Source organism: Nocardia sp. CDC159, assembly GCF_023740735.1.
GTDB classification, from domain to species: domain Bacteria; phylum Actinomycetota; class Actinomycetes; order Mycobacteriales; family Mycobacteriaceae; genus Nocardia; species Nocardia pulmonis.
In genome coordinates, this window is record NZ_JAMRXH010000002.1 from 61,541 (window position 1) to 82,105 (window position 20,565).

General features: G+C 63.1%; 12 protein-coding genes. 5 read left to right on the forward strand and 7 right to left on the reverse strand.

Translation table 11 applies throughout. The features are described 5' to 3' along the window. Positions 1–883: 883 nt before the first annotated feature. The 3 genes from NDR87_RS04025 to NDR87_RS04030 are packed head-to-tail and all read right to left on the reverse strand — an operon-like array spanning position 884 to position 3,822. Entirely contained in the window at positions 884–2,626 is a 1,743-nt protein-coding gene (locus tag NDR87_RS04025) for an ABC-three component system protein (RefSeq protein WP_251910149.1), read from the reverse strand. Continuing rightward, complete coding sequence (locus tag NDR87_RS37840) at positions 2,613–2,882, reverse strand: ABC-three component system middle component 6 (protein WP_374211125.1); 270 nt, start codon at positions 2,880–2,882, stop codon at positions 2,613–2,615. Before NDR87_RS37840 ends, NDR87_RS04025 begins: the two co-directional genes overlap by 14 nt. Beyond that, positions 2,851–3,822 carry an ABC-three component system protein gene (locus NDR87_RS04030; protein ID WP_251910148.1) on the reverse strand — a complete coding sequence of 324 codons (972 nt, stop codon included), beginning with the start codon at positions 3,820–3,822 and terminating at the stop codon, positions 2,851–2,853. The genes NDR87_RS37840 and NDR87_RS04030 overlap by 32 nt, the downstream gene beginning before the upstream one ends. A gap of 196 nt (positions 3,823–4,018) precedes the next feature. On the opposite strand from NDR87_RS04030, the gene NDR87_RS04035 reads away from it, so the two are divergent. From NDR87_RS04035 to NDR87_RS04045, 3 genes are read left to right on the forward strand one after another with little or no spacing between them, the layout of a single operon-like run. Next, positions 4,019–7,075, forward strand: a complete 3,057-nt coding sequence (locus NDR87_RS04035; protein ID WP_251910147.1) for a BPTD_3080 family restriction endonuclease — start codon at positions 4,019–4,021, stop codon at positions 7,073–7,075. Next, on the forward strand, positions 7,065–9,791 hold the full coding sequence (locus NDR87_RS04040) for a site-specific DNA-methyltransferase (RefSeq protein ID WP_251910146.1): 2,727 nt from the start codon (positions 7,065–7,067) through the stop codon (positions 9,789–9,791). Before NDR87_RS04035 ends, NDR87_RS04040 begins: the two co-directional genes overlap by 11 nt. After that, the gene (locus tag NDR87_RS04045) at positions 9,791–12,556 is read left to right on the forward strand and encodes an ATP-dependent DNA helicase (protein ID WP_251910145.1); all 2,766 of its coding nucleotides are present in this window, start codon (positions 9,791–9,793) and stop codon (positions 12,554–12,556) included. The genes NDR87_RS04040 and NDR87_RS04045 overlap by 1 nt, the downstream gene beginning before the upstream one ends. Positions 12,557–12,749: 193 nt before the next feature. On the opposite strand, the gene car is transcribed toward NDR87_RS04045, so the two are convergent. Together car and NDR87_RS04055 are read right to left on the reverse strand one after the other, a co-directional pair. Next, entirely contained in the window at positions 12,750–16,256 is a 3,507-nt protein-coding gene (car, locus tag NDR87_RS04050; RefSeq protein WP_251910144.1) for a carboxylic acid reductase, read from the reverse strand. 86 nt (positions 16,257–16,342) lie between these two features. Then, complete coding sequence (locus NDR87_RS04055) at positions 16,343–16,756, reverse strand: nuclear transport factor 2 family protein (RefSeq protein WP_251910143.1); 414 nt, start codon at positions 16,754–16,756, stop codon at positions 16,343–16,345. 155 nt (positions 16,757–16,911) lie between these two features. Here NDR87_RS04055 and NDR87_RS04060 point away from each other — a divergent pair, with 155 nt between their 5' ends. Then, positions 16,912–17,397 (forward strand): hypothetical protein, encoded by a 486-nt coding sequence (locus NDR87_RS04060; RefSeq protein ID WP_251910142.1) that lies wholly within the window; start codon positions 16,912–16,914, stop codon positions 17,395–17,397. A 2-nt stretch (positions 17,398–17,399) separates the two neighbouring features. Then, complete coding sequence (locus NDR87_RS04065; RefSeq protein ID WP_251910141.1) at positions 17,400–18,845, forward strand: lipase family protein; 1,446 nt, start codon at positions 17,400–17,402, stop codon at positions 18,843–18,845. Between the two features lie 3 nt (positions 18,846–18,848). On the opposite strand, the gene NDR87_RS04070 is transcribed toward NDR87_RS04065, so the two are convergent. Beyond that, positions 18,849–19,040, reverse strand: a complete 192-nt coding sequence (locus NDR87_RS04070; protein WP_251910140.1) for a DUF3072 domain-containing protein — start codon at positions 19,038–19,040, stop codon at positions 18,849–18,851. 42 nt (positions 19,041–19,082) lie between these two features. Next, positions 19,083–20,564 carry a PP2C family protein-serine/threonine phosphatase gene (locus tag NDR87_RS04075; RefSeq protein WP_251910139.1) on the reverse strand — a complete coding sequence of 494 codons (1,482 nt, stop codon included), beginning with the start codon at positions 20,562–20,564 and terminating at the stop codon, positions 19,083–19,085. Position 20,565 lies beyond the last annotated feature (1 nt).

The following is a 20,565-nucleotide window of genomic DNA, read 5'->3' on the forward strand; positions in this document are numbered from 1 at the left end:
TCGCCGATGCGCCCGCCGCGAGGGCACGGAGCGCGATAGCTGACAATCCAGCACACATCATCGAAACCACGCCGAGCCTCTTGTCAAGATCTGCCCATAACCGAACGCTTTGGTGGACTGGCCGCCCGCGCGCCGACGAGTCGGACCCCCGGCGATCAGCCTGTCCGTGGTATCGGGCCTGCCTGGATCGTTTGGACTGGTGCACGGTCAAGCCAACATGCACGGCGAGCCCTCGCGCCCACAGGACGTCCGGCACCGCACCGATCGAGGCAGCGTCCGTAACGCTTGCCGCCGTCCAGGTCGAATTCGACTTCACCAAGCGACCAGCAAGAAGACGCCGGTCGGCACTTATCCCATACATATGGAGCCCCGCCGGGGGCTCCATGGTCCTTCCGGTGGGCTTCGAAGGCGTCCTGGCAGTAGGTGCCGGGGTCGGTGCCCCGAAGACCCATTGATCATGAATCCGACACGAGCGCAACCCGATCCGTCCCGACGAAGAACAGTCTACGTGGCAGGAATTCACTGAACACGCCTAGACAGGAGGCGAGGCGCACCAGCCACCCTCGCTCGGACCTCGGGGCCTGATCTTCTTCGGCGACTATCCCGAAACGAAGTAAACAGCTATTTCGAGACCTGTCTGAATATCAATGGACGCCTTGCGGGCAACCGCTCGACGTCTGCGGGACCCACCTTCTGGATCGGCGACGGCCAACCGACCTGCCCCGCCCACCGATGACGTGGTACTGGCACCCAGCGTGTTCGGTCAGCGCGACCATGCCGGCGAAGTCCCGTGATCGAGCTGAGACAGAAGCTGACCAGATCGGCAATGTGGGACACCCTCTAAGCAAACCAGTTCTTTCGAACTTACCATGGGTGCAGGCTGTCACCCGAAGCGGAATCCGAAGATTCCGCCGGCATCAGTATCGTCAGTCAGGCGTGTGTTGAGGATGTAGGGCTTGGATTCGAAAGCGCCGTCGCTCTGCACCTCAACACTCGTCAAGAAATCCGAGTTGAGCGTTACGATGTACTGGAACCCATGTTCCTCGGCTAGCCTGGCTCCGATATTGAGGCAAGATGCGACTTGCCTTCCATCGATCGCATCAAAGAGATGGCTGTCATGAACAAGAATGCGCGGCGCTCGCCTCGCTTTGATCGCGGATATAGCGCAGACGATGTCAAGCATAAAAGTTTTCACGCTACGAATACCCGAGCTCGCGTCACCAGAGATACGCGGTTCGACGGTAAGAATACCCTTGGAATTAGTTGAAATGAGGAGCGATGCCTCGCGGTCGATGTAGATCTCGGCACCGAGTTCACTGAACAGTGAGATCGCTTCGTCCAGCTGTTCTGCTCGTTCATGCGTCTCCGCTCGAACCGCGGTGACAAGTTCGGCTGTCTTCAGCTTGATTGTGTCGTTGATCGTACTGATCGACTGAGCAGCATCGAGTCGCCGTTCGAGGTCTGCAACGTCGGCCTCACGCTGAGCAAGATCGCGTTGCGCGCTCAGGAACGTGTCGAGAGCGACGGTCTCGCTGAGCAACTGCATGACTTGCGCTCTCTGACGATCCAACACCCGGCGTTCCTGATCGATCACCTCGAGCCGGGACCGCACTGCGCCCAACTCTTGTTCGAGAAACAATTGCCGATTGCGCACGATCGACTCATGGAAGACTGCAACTTCCTCATAGCGCCGCATTACTGAATCCGGCACTATCAGGCCAACTTCCGCGTAGACCCGACCGAGCCGCGCAGTCAGATCGGTACTCGTGGCGATGGTCGCCTCGTCACGCAGTGTCTCCTCCAGTTCTCGCAATCGCCTCTGGAGCGTCAGTCCCTCGTCGTTGAGTCTGCGGATTTCCCCGCTCAACCGGTCGGCTTCTCGCTGATGGTCGGCGTATCGTCCGTCAACTTTGAAGGCGCGTAGATCATCCCGCATACGCTCACGCAGCCGACGAGCTGTTGCAAGGCGGGCACGCAGAGCGGACTCGTCGAGAGAAAGGTGCGCGAGCGCACCTTCCTGGACTGCCTTGCGGATCGCCTTGCTCTGTTTGGTGAGCCGGTCGATTTCACCAGCCTTACCCAAAATTTCCGGTGACAGGCCCAACATAAATCCGAGCTTTACGCCGGATTCCCAATCAGATTCGGCATGATGCCCCTTGATCGGGCTGCCAAAATAAGTGCGGATCAGCTGCGCCCATATCTGGCCGGACGTCGGACGGCTGACATTGTCCGGAATATGAAAAACCCTTCGGGACAGCAGCTCCTTCCAATCGTCGACCCGTAACTCCGAACCGCCCACAACCTCCGACCAACCGGATACCCACACCTTGGTGCTAGGGGATACCGCACGTGTGATAGATACCTCCTCGCCTGTCTCATCAGACCCGGAGAGCTCTAGACGGGCCGTGAATTGATGCTCCGACAGTTCTGCTACTTTGAACTCCGGAGGTAAATCACCGCCGAGCAGGTAGCGCAGAATCTTGACGAAACTCGTTTTACCACTGCTGTTTCGGCTCTCACCCTGTTCTGAAGCCACCGTGCGGTCCGCAACGAGAATGTTGAGGCCCGCGCGAAACCGCACTGCCTTGAACCGCGGATCCGAGGAGGACAGCTCACTGAGAAACATCGATGCGCCTTACTCGGCCGTCGTCGAACAAGTCGACCAACCGCATCGTATACAAGGACGCAAGTGCGAGCGAGAACCAGTCGAAGGTGATCCGCCGAGGAGACCTCGATGAACGCTGACGGGCACAGTAGCGCTCCCAGAGCGCGGAGACCGATATCGGGTCGTTCAGCTCCTCGAGAAGCTCGGAGCCAACTGTGATCAGAGCACGCTCTGGCGACACCCCTTTAGTTGGCAGAAGCATCGGAAAGCTCCACATTGGATACCGTTTCTGAACTGGACGGCAGCTCGAAGATATGGCAAGAGTCGAAGAAGTAGGAGACAACAGCGAACGCGGCGTTGGCGCGCGTGCCGTCCATGCGCACATTCGCGCCAGCGACGGCGACGTACAGGCGCTCCAGGATCTCGGCTGGATTCGATGTGATTGACCGCGCTTCCTCATATAAGGCGCGGAACCGAGCACCATGCGCGTCGTAGAGTCCTGGATCTGAAAATGCCTCATACCACTGGTCTATTCGCGGTGCTAGTAGTCGGCCATAGTTGAATTCCGCCCGGCTGGCCGCAGGAAGATCGTTGAAGTCCATTTTAGTCTCCGGGACAGGCAGCACCGCGCCCTCCGGGGCGGTGGCCTCATTCGCAGTGCCGAGGGCGTCGAGCAGCGGGATCAGGTCTGCCAGCTCGACGTTCGCGATTCCCGGCGCACCCGGAAACAGCTCGTTCAAGACCGACATACCCAGCTTAGCCACCACCTCGAGCCACAGTCTCTCGGAGTTGAAAAGACGAATCGTCAACGGGCGCTGGGATTCCTGCCCATGAGCCTGCTGCAGTCCGACGATAACCTTCGACGCCACCGGGCCGACAGGCGCATTAGTCACAAACCGCCAGGTATGAAAAGAGATCCACTGGTCGATCGCTCGTGCAAAGTCTTTACTGATCTTCTTGGCCAGCTCACCCTCGGCATTCCGGCCCGGCCGCTGTCCATAACAGGCATACGCGATGGTCCCAGCCTCAGCGAGACCATCGCATCCTCCGTCTCCCAGCCTGCCGGTTGGTGACGGGTTCAGGAAGTCGTCATGGAAGCGCGCGAGTACTTTCGCGACGTAGTCTTCGAACGGGGTTCCCGACTTGACACATTCCTGCTGATGGCGGCCGTGGTACCAGTCGAGCCAGTTGGCCGTCAGCACCGTTGGCACTTCCATCACCAATCCCCCTCAGATCGACTAATGATTGGTCTTCCGTCCAAGCTAACCGACAGCGCGACGGTCGGCACGAGAATGACGATACCGAGGTCCTGGACGGAAACAGTCATCATGGCGATGATCAACCTCGGTACCCACTAAGGTGGGAGTCCGTGTCAGAGCCTCGACAGGTAGCTGAAGACAGACAGGGGGAACGGTGACGGGCCAGGCTATCGACAATCCGATCCTAAACTCACCGTACGAGCAGCCGGACCGCTACTACGAGATCAACAACGGCCCCACCGGTGTCATCCGCGACGGGCGCAGGCCCAGTGAATCGTTCATCCCGATTGCGTTGTCCAGGAAAGGGCAGAGCGACGCGGTGCAGGGAGAGTTCGACCTGCTTACCGGGGAACGCACCGTGCGCAACAGACTGATAAACGACCTGCGTCGCGACGTCGACCGCTGGCGCCGCGGCGGACACTACGACGGAGCTACAGCGATCAGCCGTAAGCTGCTGCAGCACTGGGCCGATCCGGAGCGCGAGAACCGGGTGCTGTTCTGTCAACGAGAGGCCGCGGAGACTGCCATCTTCCTAACGGAGGTCGCCGGCCGTAAGGGCATGACCGACTGGCGCAAGCGGCTTGAGCCGGAGAACGACTCGCATAACGCGGGGCTCCCCCGAGTCGCACTGAAGATGGCCACCGGCTCGGGCAAGACCGTAGTGATGGCGATGCTCATCGCATGGCATACGTTGAACAAGATGTACTCGCCACGCGACGCGCGTTTCACCAATCGCTTTCTCGTGGTCGCACCCGGCATCACCATCCGGGACCGGCTGCGCGTTCTGCTACCGGAGGACCCGGACAACTACTATGACCTGCGTGATCTGATCCCGACCGATCTCCGGGGCGGACTCGAGCAGGCCCGCGTCGCGATCACCAACTATCACTCCTTCCTCCTCCGGGACGCCAAGGAAGTACGCGGGATCGCGCGCAACACCAGGCTGCTTCTGCGAGGCGATCGCCCTGACGACCCGTTCAGGGAGACGCCGCAAGCAATGGTGTCCCGGGTGCTACGCAATCTGGGCGTGACCGCCAAGAACCAGCAGCAGATCGTCGTGCTCAACGATGAGGCCCACCACTGCTATCAGGACCGCCCGGTGAGTTCCGGGGTGAAGCTCACAGCCGAGGAGCAGGAGGCGAATGAGGAGGCCCGGGTCTGGTTCAAGGGTCTGCAGGCGGTGGCAAAACATGCTGGGATCAAACAGATTTACGATCTCTCAGCCACCCCGTTCTATCTGAGCGGCTCCGGGTACAACGAGGGCCATATCTTCCCGTGGACCGTGAGCGACTTCTCGCTGATGGACGCCATCGAGTCGGGTATCGTCAAGGTGCCCCGTACACCGGTTGACGACGACGCGGCGCACCCGCTGGTGACGTACCTGCGGCTGTGGGAGTTCGTGGGTAAGAGCCTGCCCAAGCGTGCCGCCCGAGGCGTGGTCGACAACTGGATTCCGCAGCCCGAGCTCGAGGGTGCGTTGCGTAGTCTCTACCGCAGTTACGAACGGGCGTTCGCGCATTGGGAATCCGTCCTGCGCCACCATGGCGAGACTCCACCGGTCTTCATTGTCGTCTGTCCGAACACGGCGGTGAGCAAGCTGGTCTACGAGTGGATCGCTGGTGAAGAGGTAGTCCAGGACGACGAAGTCGTTGCGCATCGGCCTGGCAACCTCGAGCTGTTGAGCAACGTCGTGGATGGTAGACCACTGGCTCGGCCGCGCACGATCCTCATCGACTCGGCCCAGTTGGAGTCGGGTGGGGGCATCAAGGCCGATTTCAAGCAGGCCGCCGGCGCGGAGATCCTCGCGTTCAAACAGGAGTACCGGCTGCGCAATCCAGGCGCAGACATCGAGAAGATCGGCGACGACGAGCTGCTTCGCGAAGTGATGAACACCGTCGGCAAGCGTGGCAAGCTCGGCGAGCAGATTCGTTGTGTCGTGAGTGTGTCGATGCTTACCGAAGGCTGGGACGCCAACACAGTCACCCACATCCTCGGAGTGCGTGCCTTCCGCAGCCAGCTGCTGTGCGAGCAGGTGGTTGGGCGGGGCCTGCGGCGGCGTTCGTATGCCGTGAATCCGGAGACCGGGCACTTCGAGCCCGAATACGCAAACGTGTACGGCATTCCGTTCCAATTCATTTCGTCGGACAAGCCGTTGCCGGATCCGATGCCTCCGCGACCGGTCATCGAGGTCTGTGCGACTAAGGGCCGGGAGCATCTGGGGATCACGTTCCCAAAACTGGACGGATATCGGGTCGAAATACCGGACGAACCCCTCGTGTTCGACCCGGAAGGCCTGCCCACTTTCGTGATAGGCCCCAACACGGTACCGCGCTGGGTCGAGATGCAGGGGGTTGTCGGCGCCTCCGAGCACGAAGGCGGCGACCACCGGAAGTACCGGAAGCAGGAGGTCGCCTACGCCCTCGCCAAGCGCGTTCTGGATAGGTGGCTGAACACAGGCGAGGATCGGCGGCCGTGGCTATTTCCGGAACTCGTGCAGATTTGCGCTGAATGGCTCGATCGTTGCGTGACCATCACACCGCCGTATGATCTCGGTTACCTGATGACCATCACGGAGGCTCAGGTCGAGGCGAGCGAAAAGATCTGGGATGCGATCGTTCGTGAACAAGGCGACCGCCGTGACCGATTGCGTCCGATGCTCAACCGCTTCGACCCCGAAGGTTCCACCGGCGAAGTCTGTTTCCCGACCCGCAAGGCGGCGGTCGAAGCAGTGAAATCGGAGGTCTCTCACGTGACCCTCGACGGCAAAGACGGCAACACCTGGGAACAGCTGCTCGCCGCGGAACTGGAACTCAACGACAATGTCCATTCCTACGTCAAGAATGACCACCTCGGGTTCATCATCCCGTACGTGCACAAGGGCCGCAACCACTCGTATCTGCCCGACTTCCTGGTGCGTTTGCGACAGCGCGATTCTGAAGATGTCCCCCGCACGCTAATTATCGAGGTGTCCGGTAGCCGGAAGAGTCCCGGCCCGACGCAGGCGAAAGCGGAGACTGCACGGAACTCGTGGTGCGTCGCCGTGAACAACCACGGCGGATTCGGACGGTGGGGCTACGTCGAGATGACCAATCCGCTTGAGTTCAAGACGAGGCTGGCGGACGCGATCCGGCAGCTGTACGACAATGCGCCGATCATCGGCGACCCTGACCTGCTGGACCTCGACATCTGGAGGAGCGCACGTGGCGCGTAGGAACACCCCGGCCGGCCCGACCGCAGTCGACGCCATCCGGCACACCGACAAACGCGCCAACATCCCGACCGCCGACGCACAAGAATTCGTCGGGCCGGAGGTCGAGGCCGTTCGGAAGGTTCGACTGGAGCGCGACGAGAGCCTGGACCCGCAATTGGTGTGGAAGGGCAAGTACGATGCCAACGGGGCAGGCAACGACCTGGTTACGGATGCTCCGCCGATATACATCCAAGAAAAGATTGCCCCGCGCGTGCTGATAGAAAACCTTCGCCGGACCGCCAAGCGTCCGGGAAATGAGCCGGAACCGAGCCTCTTCGACGACTTCGCCGACTTCGACGGACTTCCCGAACTTGACCGGCTCGATTTCTACAATCACGGCGCCAAATGGTCGAACCGGATAATCCTAGGTGACTCTCTTCAGGTGATGGCCTCGCTGGCCGACCGAGAGCAGTTGCGCGGCAAGGTGCAGATGGTCTACATCGACCCGCCGTACGGGATCAAATTCGGGTCCAATTGGCAAGTATCGGCGCGGAAGCGGGACGTCAAAGACGGCAAGCTCGAGGATGCCGCTCGGGAAGCTGAGCAGATTAAGGCTTTTCGGGATACGTGGGAGTTGGGAATCCACTCGTACCTGTCGTATCTGCGCGACCGATTGCTTATGGCGCGAGAATTGCTCACCGAGTCGGGATCATGCTTCGTACAAATTGGTGACGAGAACGTACATCTCGTGCGGAGTTTGATGGATGAAGTCTTCGGTAGTGAGAACTTTGTCAGCCAAATTTCTTTCTCGACCACATCAGGCGCCGGCAGTTTTGCAGGTGGGACAAACGTGTTGCCATCCGTAAATAGTTTCATAATCTGGTACGCGCGCGCTATGGATCGCGTGAAGTACCGCCAACTGTACCGGCTGCGAGAGCACGGTGGCGCTGGGGCGGGGAAATACACCACGGCAGAGCTGGCCGACGGTTCAAGAATTCCTGCATCGCAGCTCATCGACGGACAACAGGCACGGCTTCTTCGCTACGACAACCTCACCTCCCAAACGACACGCGTCGGTCAAACTACCGTCTTTCCAGTCACTATCGATGGGAAAACTGTCAAGCCCCAGTCAGGTGGATGGAAAACGAACATCACTGGCATGGGAAAGCTCGTGGCGGCTCAACGAGTCGCACTGACAGGAAGAACACTTTCGTATATCCGTTATTTTGACGACTTCCCGGCCTTTCCACTGACGAATAGTTGGCCCGATATCGGTGGTATTCAGAGCCGGGCGGACCCGAAGGTCTATGTAGTTCAAACAGCTACATCGGCAGTCGAGCGGTGTCTACTTATGTGTACCGACCCGGGTGACCTCGTCGTCGACCCGACTTGCGGCTCCGGTACGACAGCGTTCGTAGCCGAGCAGTGGGGGCGCCGCTGGATCACTATCGACACCTCCCGCGTTGCGTTGGCCCTGGCCCGCCAACGCATCATGGGTGCGAAGTATCCGTGGCACCTGCTTGCTGATTCAGCAGATGGCTATGCCAAAGAACAATCGCTCACTGTTCAGCCCCTGCCCCGCAAGGATTTCACCAACGACATACGTCATGGCTTCGTCTACGAGCGAGTCCAGCACATCACCCTGAAGTCCATCGCGAACAACCCAGACATCAAGGAAGGCATGAGCCGCAAAGAGATCGACGACGCGATCAAGCGGCACGCCGAGTTCGAACTGCTCTACGACAAGCCCTGCGAGGACAAGCGGAAGGTTCGTGTCTCCGGCCCCTTCACTGTCGAGTCGCTGAGCCCGCACCGCTCGCTGGCGTTCCCAGGTCCGGAGTCGGTAACCGCCGAATCACGCTGTGAAACGGAAGCGGCAAAGGAGGCGGACGCGCCGACCTTCGAGCAGTCGATCCTCGACAACCTCGCCAAGGCCGGAATCCAGAATGGGCGCCGCAACGAGCGAATCACGTTCGTGGCTTTCGCGACCTACGCCGGCACCTACATCCAGGCCATCGGTGAACGAGAGGCGACAAACGGCGACGAACCGGGCGAGCCCGCCCGCATTGCAATCGCCGTCGGCCCGCAATACGGCACAGTCAGCGCCTCCTACGTCAAGCAGGCGGCGCGTGAAGCGATTAGGGCGGAGAGCGTGGACCTGCTCTGCATCCTCGCCTTCGCGTTCGATCCACAGGTCACCGGCATCACCGAGGAGGACGGCGTGACCGTGGACACCTCGGACGACGGATTTGCGAACGTCGCGGGTTCTCGCCGGCTCGGCAGGTTGCCGGTGCTGATGGTCAGGATGAATCCCGATCTGCTTATGGGCGAACAGCTACGCAAGACCGGTGCCGGAAACCTGTTCACTGTCTTCGGCGAGCCAGACATCGATATGACCGAAACGCCCGAGGGCTACGTAGTCACCATCAATGGGGTCGACGTCTACGACCCGACCACGGGCAAGGTCCGCAGCAAAGATACGAGCCAGATCGCGCTGTGGATGATCGATACTGATTACAATGAGGAGTCGTTCTTCGTCCGGCACTGCTACTTCACGGGCGGCGGTGACCCGTACAAACGGCTCAAGATCGCCCTCAGAGCCGAAGTCGACGCGGCTGCGTGGGAGTCGCTGTACCGCACCGAATCCCGCCCGTTCCCACGGCCGGAGAGCGGCATGATTGCGGTGAAAGTGATCAACGACTACGGCGACGAAGTCATGAAAGTGCTCGAGGTGTGATGACCGAGTACACCGCTTCCCAGCAGGAAGCTATCGCTTGTCTTGACGAGCCCCTGCAAATCATCGCATGCGCCGGCTCGGGGAAAACCCAGGTGATCTCTCAGCGAATCGCCGACATCCTCGCGCTGCCGGGAGTCGAGCCCCGCAACGTTGTCGCGTTCACCTTCACCGATAGGGCAGCGGCGGAATTGAAGGATCGTGTGCTACGCATGGTCGAGAAGCAGCACGGCACGATTACCGGGATGGCCGAAATGTACATCGGCACCATGCACGGCTACTGCCGGGATCTGCTGCAGCGGCTCGTGCCCGACACCTTCAAGTTCTCGGTGCTCACCGAGATCACGGCTCGGCTGCTGGTCGACCGCAACAGTCGGAAGTCCGGGCTCACTACATGTCCGACGTCTTCATCGCGGGTGCCGACGTTGCGGCGCTATATCCATTCAGGACTCTTCCTGCAAGTTATGAGCGTGCTTCGCGAGGACGAAATCGCCGACGACCTCGTGCCAGCCGAGGTGTGGCAATCGTTCGTCGCCTACGTGACACTCCTTAATCGTCATGCGAGCTTCGATTTCACCGAGTTGATTAACCAGTCGGTGCAACTGCTGTCCGGCGATCCCGCCGAGGATAAGGATGCGCGTGTGGTCCAGGCGCACATCCGCGACGACATCAAGTACGTGGTGGTCGATGAATACCAGGACGTCAACGCCCTCCAGGAGCGGCTCGTCGAGGGACTGGTTCGGTTCGGCGCCAACTTGTGCGTGGTCGGCGATGACGACCAGACGATCTATCAGTGGCGTGGCAGTCAGGTTTCCAACATCATCACCTTCGATAAGCGCTATGTCGGCGTCCGAAAGGTCACGCTGGCGGACAACTTTCGGTCGAGCAGGGGGATCGTGGAGCTAGGACAGTCGGTGGCCGAGCGCATTCCGCGCAATCAACGGCTGGCGAAGGAGATGGTGTCGGTCGAGCGTCAGCAGTGGGAGCGTGGCGACCTGCTCGCTCTCGATTTCGCCGACGCTGGCGCCGAGGCACGTTGGATCTGCGATCGGATCGAAGAGCTGCGCGGTGTCCTTTTCCGCGACGACCCGGAATCTTCACCACGCGGACTGTCGTGGTCCGACTTCTCGGTCTTGTTCCGCTCGGTGGCCAAGGACGCCGACCCGCTGGTTGCCCAACTGCAGCAGCGCGGTATCCCATACGTGGTAAAGGGATTGAATCGCCTCTTCGAGAGCGCCGAAATCCGAGCCGTTGTCGGCATTTTCAGATTCATGGCGCGTGAGCTGTCAGCCGGAGATCTCCGTGCGCTCTGGGATCATGCCGACCTACTTCCGGAGCCGCATCGGTGGGAGCCCGCGCTCGCGGTCCTCGAGCAGGGACGTGACTTCGATCGCGGCGCCCGCTGGGGTGTTTACAATATCCAACGTCTCTACCTGGATTTCCTAGAGGCGTTGCAGCTTCGCGAAGAGACTGTCCCCGGCCTGCCTGGGCGGGGCGAGCTGGTGTTCTACCAGCTTGGCAAGTTCAGCCAGGTGATCTCCGACTTCGAGCAGATCAACTTCAACACCGAGCCTGCCGAGAAGTACGCCACGTTTGCGAAATGGCTCGAGCATCAGGCGCCCGACTATTACGCGGAGTCCGACGCAGATGTCGGCTACGCCTCACCCGACGCCGTCATGCTGTCCACGGTGCATCAGGCGAAGGGCATGCAGTGGCCAGCGGTGTTTATCCCCTGTCTGCGCCGCAACCGCTTTCCCTCGAAGCGCCAAGGCGGCCTTGGCGTCTTTCACATCGTCCCTGAGGAGGCGATCGAGGACGCGGACCGGTACCGTGGGACGGTCGAGGACGAGACTCGGCTGTTCTATGTCGCGATCACGAGGGCGCAGAAGTATCTAGCAGTCACTTACTCGCCCGGGCCGAACCAAATGTACCGAAAGCAGTCCGAATTCTTCACTCACTGCACTGGCAACCCCTGGGTATCGACCCGGCCGAGCCTCCGGCCGCTGCTGAAACGGATCGAGCCCCGTGCGCTGCACGAGGTTCCACAGGTCACGTTCTCGTTCTCCGAGTTGAAGTATTTGTTCGAGTGTCCATACTCGTTCAAGCTTCGCTTCCTCTACGGTTTCAACCCACCAGTGCACGAAGCCATCGGATATGGCAAGGGCCTGCACGATGCACTCGCCGAAGTGCACAAGAAGGCTGTGGCCGGCGAGGTCCTTGATGCCTCGTACGCCGAGGAACTGGTCGAGCGGCATCTGTATACACCCTTCGCAGACCTGGAACTCCGGGATACGCTGAAGCGGTCTGCCAAAGCCGCCATCGAGCGCTACTTCGCCACGCACGGTGACGATATCCCCCGGACTGTCCATTCGGAGAAGCAGATTCAGGTGCACATCGCTCCGGGCATCACGGTCGATGGCCGGATCGATCTGATCCGGAGGCTCGACACCGACGAGCTCGCAATCGTCGATTTCAAGTCGACAGACAGGGCGCAGGCCGAGGATGTCACACGGGATCAGCTGCATGTTTACGCAGTCGGGTACGAAGAACTCACCGGTCATGATGCCGACCTCATCGAGGTGCTCAATCTCGATGAGGAAGGGAAGAGCACCCGGGAAGAGGTCGAGGAATCACTTCTGTCGGCCGTGAAGATCCGCATCAAGGAGGCCGGGGACGCCCTGCGCGCCAACCATCTGCCCCGCCTACCCTCGTGGTGTTCCCACTGTGACCGATGCGACCTGGCTGGACTTTGCCGAAGCAAGAGCTGATCCGGAACTGGCCAGTGAATCCACACCACTCGGCCCAACCCACAGCCCCACCGCCGATCACAGCGCCAAGTCCGCTTCAATGACCAGTTGGCTTCAGGGGGACCCGCTGTTCACCACGGTTACCATTCGACGCCGGCTAGGTAGGCGCTGGAGTTGTAGGCGGTTGGGTCCATGTGGGGTGCCTTCCCTTGATTCACAACAGCTTTCGCAGCTTCAGGTCGCTGACGTACTTCTCGATCAGCTGCGGGGTCAGGTCGGGGATGTCGCGGGTGGGGCCGAGGGCGGCGGACTGGACGGCGGACTGGAATTTCTTGGCGGGCAGGAGGGCGCCGCGGATCGGGTCGGCGGGATGGCGGTAGGCCTGTAGCAAGGGTAGGACCGATTGTTGGCGTTGGGGTTCGGGGAGGGCGCGCAGGGCGGCCTCGAAGCGCGAGAGCCATTCGGAGTAGTCGTCGACGCGGTCGATCGGATGTCCGGCCTCGATCAGCCAGTCGACGAAGGTGTCCAGAGAGATGCCGTCGTCGTGCGGGTTGAGGACGTCGAAGGTGTCGAAGCCGGTGGGCTTTGCCAGGGTGGTGACGGCCGCGGCGGTGAAGTCGACGGGCAGGCCCTCGTAGTGCGCGCGCTGGCGGTGGCCGGTGGCGTCGAGGCGGTAGAACGAGCGCGGGGCGAGGCCGGTGGTGAGCAGGCTCAGCAGCAGGCGGGTGAACATGTCGGCGATGTTCAGCTGGCCCGCGTAGCGGGTGTGGGCCAGGATCATGTCCGATCGGAACACCGTCACCGGCAGGCCGCACAGGTCGTGGGCCTGGCGCAGCAGCACCTCTCCGGCCCATTTGCTGTTGCCGTAGCCGTTGGCGTAGCTGTCGTCGATCGAGCGCTCCGCGCTCATCCGGCGAATGTCGCCGTCCTCGGTGAATTTCGCGAGATCTATCTGCGTGGTCACCGCCACCGAGGACAGGTAGGTGAGCGGTTTGCGGCGGCCGGTGAGCGCCAGCCGAATGATCTCCGCGGTGCCGACCACATTGGGGCCGAACAGCTGACCGTAGGGCAGGACGTGGTTCACCAGCGCGGCGGCGTGCACGATCACGTCGACCGCGTCGGCCAATCGTCTCCAATCCCGTTCGGCCAGGCCGAGATTCGGATCGCCGATATCGCCGGGCAGCACCTCCAGCGTGCCCTCGGCCAGAGTGCGGAAGTGCCGCAGTAGATCCGGATCGCCGCTGTCGAAGGCGTCGTCGAGCCGGGCCCGGGCCGCGGCGGCGGTGCTGCCGCGCACCAGACAGATTACGGTGCCACCCGCCTCGTGCAGCCGCTGCAGCCACTCCAGGCAGAGAAACCGGCCGAGGTAGCCGTTGGCGCCGGTCAGCAGCACCGTACGCACCGGCTGCGGTGCGGGCGGGACCGTGCTCGCGGCGGAAAGCGTTGCGGCATCGAGGAATCGGTCCAGGGTGAGGTCCGCGGTGCGGATCCGCGTCCCCGTGCCGTGCACGGACGTCGCCGTGGGCCGCCGCAGGCCCGACCGCCGTTGCGTCTCGATGTAGTCCGCGACCTGGCGCAGGCTGTTGGCCGCGCTGACGATGACGCCGACATCCACCTCGACGCCGAACATCTCGCTCAGCAGATTCGACAGCGACAGCGCAGACAGCGAGTCCCCGCCCAGATCGGTGAAATGCGCATCCGGATCCACATCCGTTGTAGCCGAACCCAATACCGCTCGCACCGCACGGCACACCCCCGCCAGCGCCGGTTGGTCGGCCGCGTCGCCGCCGCGCAACCGTCGCAGTTCGGCGACCTCCTGCCGGGCCAACTCGTCGTACAGCCGCTCGAGTCGTTCGCCGTAGCGCTGTTTCAGCTTGGGCCGCAACAGCTTTCCAATACCCGACAGCAGCCCGTCGGCCGTGCTGAACGGCTCGGTCTCGATCAGGAAGTCACGCGGAATCTCGTAGGAGCTCAGCTCGGCGTCCTTGGCCACCTGGCGCAGTGACGCACCGATCGCGGCCTTCAGCTCCGCGGTGTCCGGATAGGCGGCCAGTGCGTCGGTGGTCGGCACGATCACCGCCAGCAGATAGGCCCGTTCGCCGCTGCCGTAGACGTAGATCTGCCGGATCAGCAGGCTGGTGGCGTAGATGGCCTCCAACTTCGACACCGCCACGTATTCACCCTGCGACAGCTTCAGCACATTGTTGCGCCGATCGACATAGGCCAATCGGTCCGGCCCGATCTGGGCCATGACGTCGCCGGTGCGATAGAAGCCGTCGTCGTCGAAGATCGTCTCGTTCAGCTCGGGCCGCCGGTAGTAGCCGGGGATCAGCGTTTCGGTCTTCACGAGCAGCTCGCCGCGCGGAAACGGGGTGTCGGTCCCGTAGTAACCCAGCTCGGGCACGTCGACGAGCTTGTAGTCGATCACCGGCGGACGCTGAATCCTGTTGTCGACCAGGATGTCCACCCCGGTCTCGGTCGCGCCGTAGCCGTCCACGACGCTCATCCCGAGGACCGATTCCACGAATGCCCGCATCTCCGCCGACAGCGGTGCGCTACCGACCGTGACCGTCAGCAATCGGCCACCGAAAACCTGTTGTCGCAGTTCGATTCTCACCTGCTCCTCGACCGCCGACTGGTCGCCGCCGTCGACCAGTCGGCGGTCGACCTCGTGCTGGAACCGCTGAAACACCATGTCGCAGACGCGCGGAACCAGGAACTGCACCGTCGGCCGCGCCAGTGCGATGTCGTCGAACAGCGTGGACATATCGCTGCGCGCGGCGAAGTAGACGGTGCCGCCCTGGCCGAGGGCCGACATGAGCGAGTTCCGTCCGGCGATATGGCTCATCGGCAGATAGTTCAAGACAATGCTCGGTACCGCCACCCGGTCACCGGCGTGCCACATCCGCGCGACCAGCCGCTCGGGATACATCGCGCCCTTGGGCGTTCCAGTGCTGCCGGAGGTGTAGATGAGCAGGGCGAGCTCGTCCACATTGCCGTCGGTGCGCGGCGACACGGCCGGAGCTTGCCGCCCGCGCGCGAGCACCTCGTCGAGGATCTCCACCCGCACCCCACCGCCGGCCAGCCGATCGCGGACCGACGCCACGGCGGCACGATGATCGTCGTCCTCGGCGTGGTAGTCGAATACCACCAGCGACTCCACCGAACCGGCGCCGTGCACCAGCTCCGCCGCCCGCTCCAGTTGTTCGACATTGGTCGCGAGCACCCGCGGCTCGGTCTCGGCCACGATCGCTGCCAGCTGCGCCGATGCCGCACCGGCCTGCAGCGGTACCGACACCAGACCGAGTACCGCACAGCCGAGGTCGACGGTGGTGTAGTCGACGCTCGCGAAGCCCAGGATCGCGACAAAATCGCCTGCCCGCCTTGGCCTTTCCGCGTCGTGATGCCAGGCCGCGGCCAGTGCGCCGATTCGTTCCCCCAGCTCTCGATAGGTGATGGTCTCGAACTCGGCCAGCAGCCGCATCCGGCGTCGGCCGGTCTCGTCGGTGACGAATTCGATCGCCCGCCGACCGAGCGCCGGGCGGTCGGCATAGCCGTGCACGACCGTGGCCACGATCTGCGCCAGCCGCATATCCGGTCGCCGCAGGGCCGCGTCGATCTCCGCGCTCGGCAGCGCGGCGCGGACCTGTTCGTCGCGCGCCACCAGATCGGCGACCCGCTGCCGTAATTCGGTTGACCACTCCTCGTTTTCGGCCGACATGTCCGACCGGCCCTAGCTGCCGTATCCGACGGCGAGTTTCCGCATATCTCCTCCTGAATGCTCGAGAGGACACGGTTCGGTAATGGCTACAGCCCCGTCTCGAGGAACTCGTGAATCCGCTCGCTCAATGCCGTCATCGCGGCCATCGGCCGGATCATGCTGGTCATGACGGCAATTCGATCGGAATCATCGACCTGCAGCAGCGCGATACCGTCGGCGGCCACATTGTCGACATGACCACGAAACAACAGCACCCGCGCCTGTGCGGGACCCGAGTTCCAGACCGCCCCCGACAGTTCGCCCAGATAGTGAACGTGGTCGAAGACCTCCAACAGGGCCTGGAACAGCGGACGTCCCGCATCGCGCCCCCGAATCGGTTCGGCCGCCACCGCGGAGTGCAATTCGAAATCCGGCCCGAGTTCGGCCGTCATCGCTTCCAGGTCATGGGCCAGATAGGCGGCGCGAAATCGGGTGACGGCGTCGGATAGGACAGGTCCCACGGCAACCTCCTATTGTGTCGGTGCCAACGTACACCCGCGGCCCGAATTCGTGGTGCTGTGTCAACGCAAATTGTGGTTTCCACGCGGGTATCGTGCCGAATGACGGATGGCACGTTCGAGCTCGCGATCACCGACACGACAATCGGAGGCAGCACGTGAACACCTCGCCGACAGCCGCCCTCACCCAGGAAATCAGCCGCTGGTACGGGAGCTATCTCGATGCGCTTCCCGAGATCGTCTCCGGCGAGGTCCCGAAACTGTTCGACTATTTCGCCGTACCGCTGCTGTCCATCACCAGCAGCGGCGCGGTGTCGCTGCGCGACGCGGCCGAGGTGGTGAACCAATTCGTGACCATGTTCGAGGGCACCCACCTGCCGGAGCACGGTCATGCGCTCGAATGCGGGCATACGATCCGCATTCTCAACGCCCGCGCGGCCATCATCGCCGCCACCTGGGAATGGCGGGACGGCAAGGGCGAGATCGGGAAGAGCATCCCCTACGAGAATCTCGTCGCCGACAGCGGGAACGGGTGGCGAATCGTGGTGATGACGCAACTGGATCCCGGGTTGGGCGCCACCGCGGCGAGCCCGCTCCCGTTGGAAAGCCGGGCCGTGCCGATCAATCCGCAGCTCGGAGCGTAGGCGTGGCCGGGCGGAAGGGAGCCGCGATTTCCTGGCGCCGCCGGGCGGGTGTCGCCGCCTGCCTGCTGGTGACGGTGTCGTCGGGGGTGCTGTCCGGCGGCTCGGCAACCGCGCAGCCGACCGGCGAGATCCCGATCGAGCCGCTGCCGGTGGCCGTGCTGCCCCCGGAACTCGACCCCTTCTACAGGGCGCCCGCGAGCGATATCGCCGCGACACCGCCCGGCGGCATTCTGAAGGCGCGGCAGATCACATCCTCCTATTTCAACGTGATACCCGAGCAGGTCGACGCCTGGCAGGTGCTCTACCGCACCAACGACAGCCACGGCCGCGCGACAGCCACCGTGACCACCCTGATCCGGGGACGCGGGGCACCGCCGCCGGCCGGCCGGAAATTGCTGTCCTATCAGATCCAGGAGGATTCGACCGCGGCGTACTGCGCGCCGTCCTACGGATTGCAGCAGGGCAGCATCCCGTACTTCTCGGACTTCCTCAATCAGTTCGAGAGCAATATCGGTATCGCCGAGGCCCTGTCGAACGGGTACGCGGTATCGATTCCGGACCACCAGGGCCCGAACTCGGCGTTCGCCGCGGCGATCCTCGAGGGTCAGGCCACTCTCGATGGCATCCGGGCGGCGGAAAACTTTGCGCCGCTCCAGCTTTCCGGTAAGGACACCCCGGTCGGACTGCTCGGTTATTCCGGGGGCAGCGTACCCTCGGCGTGGGCGGCCGAGAACGCCCGGACCTACGCCCCCGAGCTGAATATCGCGGCCATCGGCATCGGCGGTGTGGTGATGGCCGATCTGCCCGCCGTCGCGCGCAACAACAATGCCAACCTCTTCGCCGGACTGGTCGCGCCCGCGCTCTTCGGCCTGAGCACCGAATATCCGGATATCAAGCGCGTACTGGACACCAAGACCGACTGGCTCACCCGATTCGTGACCACCACCAAGGTCGGGTTGTGCCACACGCCGTACGGGACCATCGACTTCCCGTTCTGGAACCTCCTGGGCGGCTACACCGGAACCGAGCCCGGCGGACTGCTCGCCGAGCCCGCGATCGTCGCCGCGATCGAGGACACCCGGCTGGGCAAGAACCGCCCGAGCGTGCCGCTGTACGTCTATCACGCCCAGAACGACGAGATCATCCCGATCCCGGGCACCGACCGGCTGGTGGACTGGTACTGCCAGGACCCGGGCCAGTCGATCACCTACACCCGCGAACAGATCGCCGAACATCTGATCGGCTTCTTCTCGTGGATGGCCAAGAGTTACAACTTCGTCGTCGACCGGCTCGAGGGCAGGCCCGCGCGGCAGGGCTGCGTCGTCGACAGCCCGACCACGACCATCACCGACGGTGAGCTCGCGGGCATGCTCGAGGAGACCTTCCCGGCGACCGGAGCGCTCATGACCGGCCAGGAGGTGCGGCCGCGCCCGCATACGCCGCGCTGACCGTCAGCCGCCGCGCCCGGTGCGCTGCTGGAGTTCGTCGATCAGCCGCGACGCCTGTGCCTTGGTCAGGCCCTCCGGCACGTCCGTACCCGCCTCCTGGGCCAGGGTGTGCAGATAGGACTCCTGCGGGCCGGTGATCGGCTCGTCGCCGGTAGTCCACTCGTTCGGATCCTTCTCCGGATTCGGCTGCACCATCGCCGCTCCTCACGCTCGACAGAACAGGTGTTCGACTCCGACTTACCCGGATCGGCGATCTCCAATCATCGATGCCGGATTGCTCCAGCGGGCGAGCAGGACGGTGGCATCGTCCTGGAAGATGCCGTGCTGGTGGGCGAGTACCGCCCGGATCAGGCGGCGCGCGGTTTCGGGCGGCGGGTGGCCGGAGGCGGCCTCGCGGCGCAGGAAATCGACCAGGCGGCCCTCCCCGAAGAACTCGCCGTTCGGGTCGCGCGCCTCGGTGATGCCGTCGGTGTAGAGGATCAGCCAGTCGTCGGGCTGCAGGGCCTCCTCACCGACAGTCAGCTCGCCCTGGCCGATACCCAACGGTCGGCGGCGACCGGACCGGAGCGGCTTGACGATCTTTCCCGATCGCATGATCAGCGGCTCCGGATGCCCGGCGTTGATATAGCGCAGTCGTCCGGTCGGCAGATCCACCTCGGCGACGACGGCGGTGGCGAATGCCCCGGGGCCGAACTGATCTCGGATCGCCACGTCCATCACCCGGGCCTGCTCGTACAGGCCATGACCGGCGTGCCGAGCGCTGCGGTAGGCCGCCAGCGCGGTGGCCGCGATCAGGCCGCTGCGCAGATCGTGTCCGACGGCATCCACGACGAGGAGCCGGGCGGTGCGCTCGGTGAGGTCGTAGTCGAACGCGTCGCCGCTGTTGCTGTGGCGCGGTTCGACAACCGCGGATACGACGAAGCTGTCCACCCCGGCGGTCAGCGGCGGCAACAGCGACCAGATCAGCTCGCTACCGACGGTGCGAGCCGCGGGCAACCGGATCTGGTCCAGCGCATGGCCGTACTGGTCCATGATGGTCACCAGATGCCCCACCAGCATTGCCAGCCAACGGCATTGGGTGCGCAGCGCGGGGTCGTAGCGCTCCTCCGCATCGATGACCTCGACCTCCAGCACGCCCAGCCGTTCGACGCCGTCCAGCAACGGCACCCACAGCCGCGGACGCGGGGTGGCCTGCGGCAGGATGCGAACCTGCCGGAAGGCGCGGCCCGCCAGTGTCGCGTCCACATCCAAAAGACCATCCGAACCGGCATTCTCACTCGCCCGGCCGGTGCCGACCGGACGTAGGAAGCGCTGGTCGTAGTCGATCAGATACATCCTGATCCGGACGTTCAAAGCTTGTCCGGCGGCCTCGAGCAGGACGGGCAACCGCTCCGGCGGAGCCAACTCGGCCGATTCCAGCAGTGACACCAGCGCGGTCAGCATCTGTCCGCGCGGCGCGCTCTCGCGCAGCCGCCGGGAATAGGTTGCCCGGTGCGACCAGGTCAGCTCGTCGAGGCGCTCGTTCACCGCCTGCGCGAGCACATCGCGTTGCAGGGTCTCCAGTGCGCCCAGACCGTGGACGTAGGCGTCGACCTCCCACAGGCCCGCACTGCCGCCGATGGCGAAATACCGCAGCCACAACTGCTCCACGCCCAGTTGGGCGCGTTGTAACGCCAGCGCGAGACTGCGCTGCTGCTGTTCGGCCCCGTCGTGCTTCATC

Bases quoted from the DNA above. Each gene is read 5' to 3' on its own strand.
- NDR87_RS04025 (WP_251910149.1), bottom strand. From the start codon at position 2,626: ATGTTTCTCAGTGAGCTGTCCTCCTCGGATCCGCGGTTCAAGGCAGTG.
- NDR87_RS37840 (WP_374211125.1), bottom strand. From the start codon at position 2,882: ATGTGGAGCTTTCCGATGCTTCTGCCAACTAAAGGGGTGTCGCCAGAG.
- NDR87_RS04030 (WP_251910148.1), bottom strand. From the start codon at position 3,822: ATGGAAGTGCCAACGGTGCTGACGGCCAACTGGCTCGACTGGTACCAC.
- NDR87_RS04045 (WP_251910145.1), top strand. From the start codon at position 9,791: ATGACCGAGTACACCGCTTCCCAGCAGGAAGCTATCGCTTGTCTTGAC.
- car (WP_251910144.1), bottom strand. From the start codon at position 16,256: ATGTCGGCCGAAAACGAGGAGTGGTCAACCGAATTACGGCAGCGGGTC.
- NDR87_RS04070 (WP_251910140.1), bottom strand. From the start codon at position 19,040: ATGGTGCAGCCGAATCCGGAGAAGGATCCGAACGAGTGGACTACCGGC.
- NDR87_RS04075 (WP_251910139.1), bottom strand. From the start codon at position 20,564: ATGAAGCACGACGGGGCCGAACAGCAGCAGCGCAGTCTCGCGCTGGCG.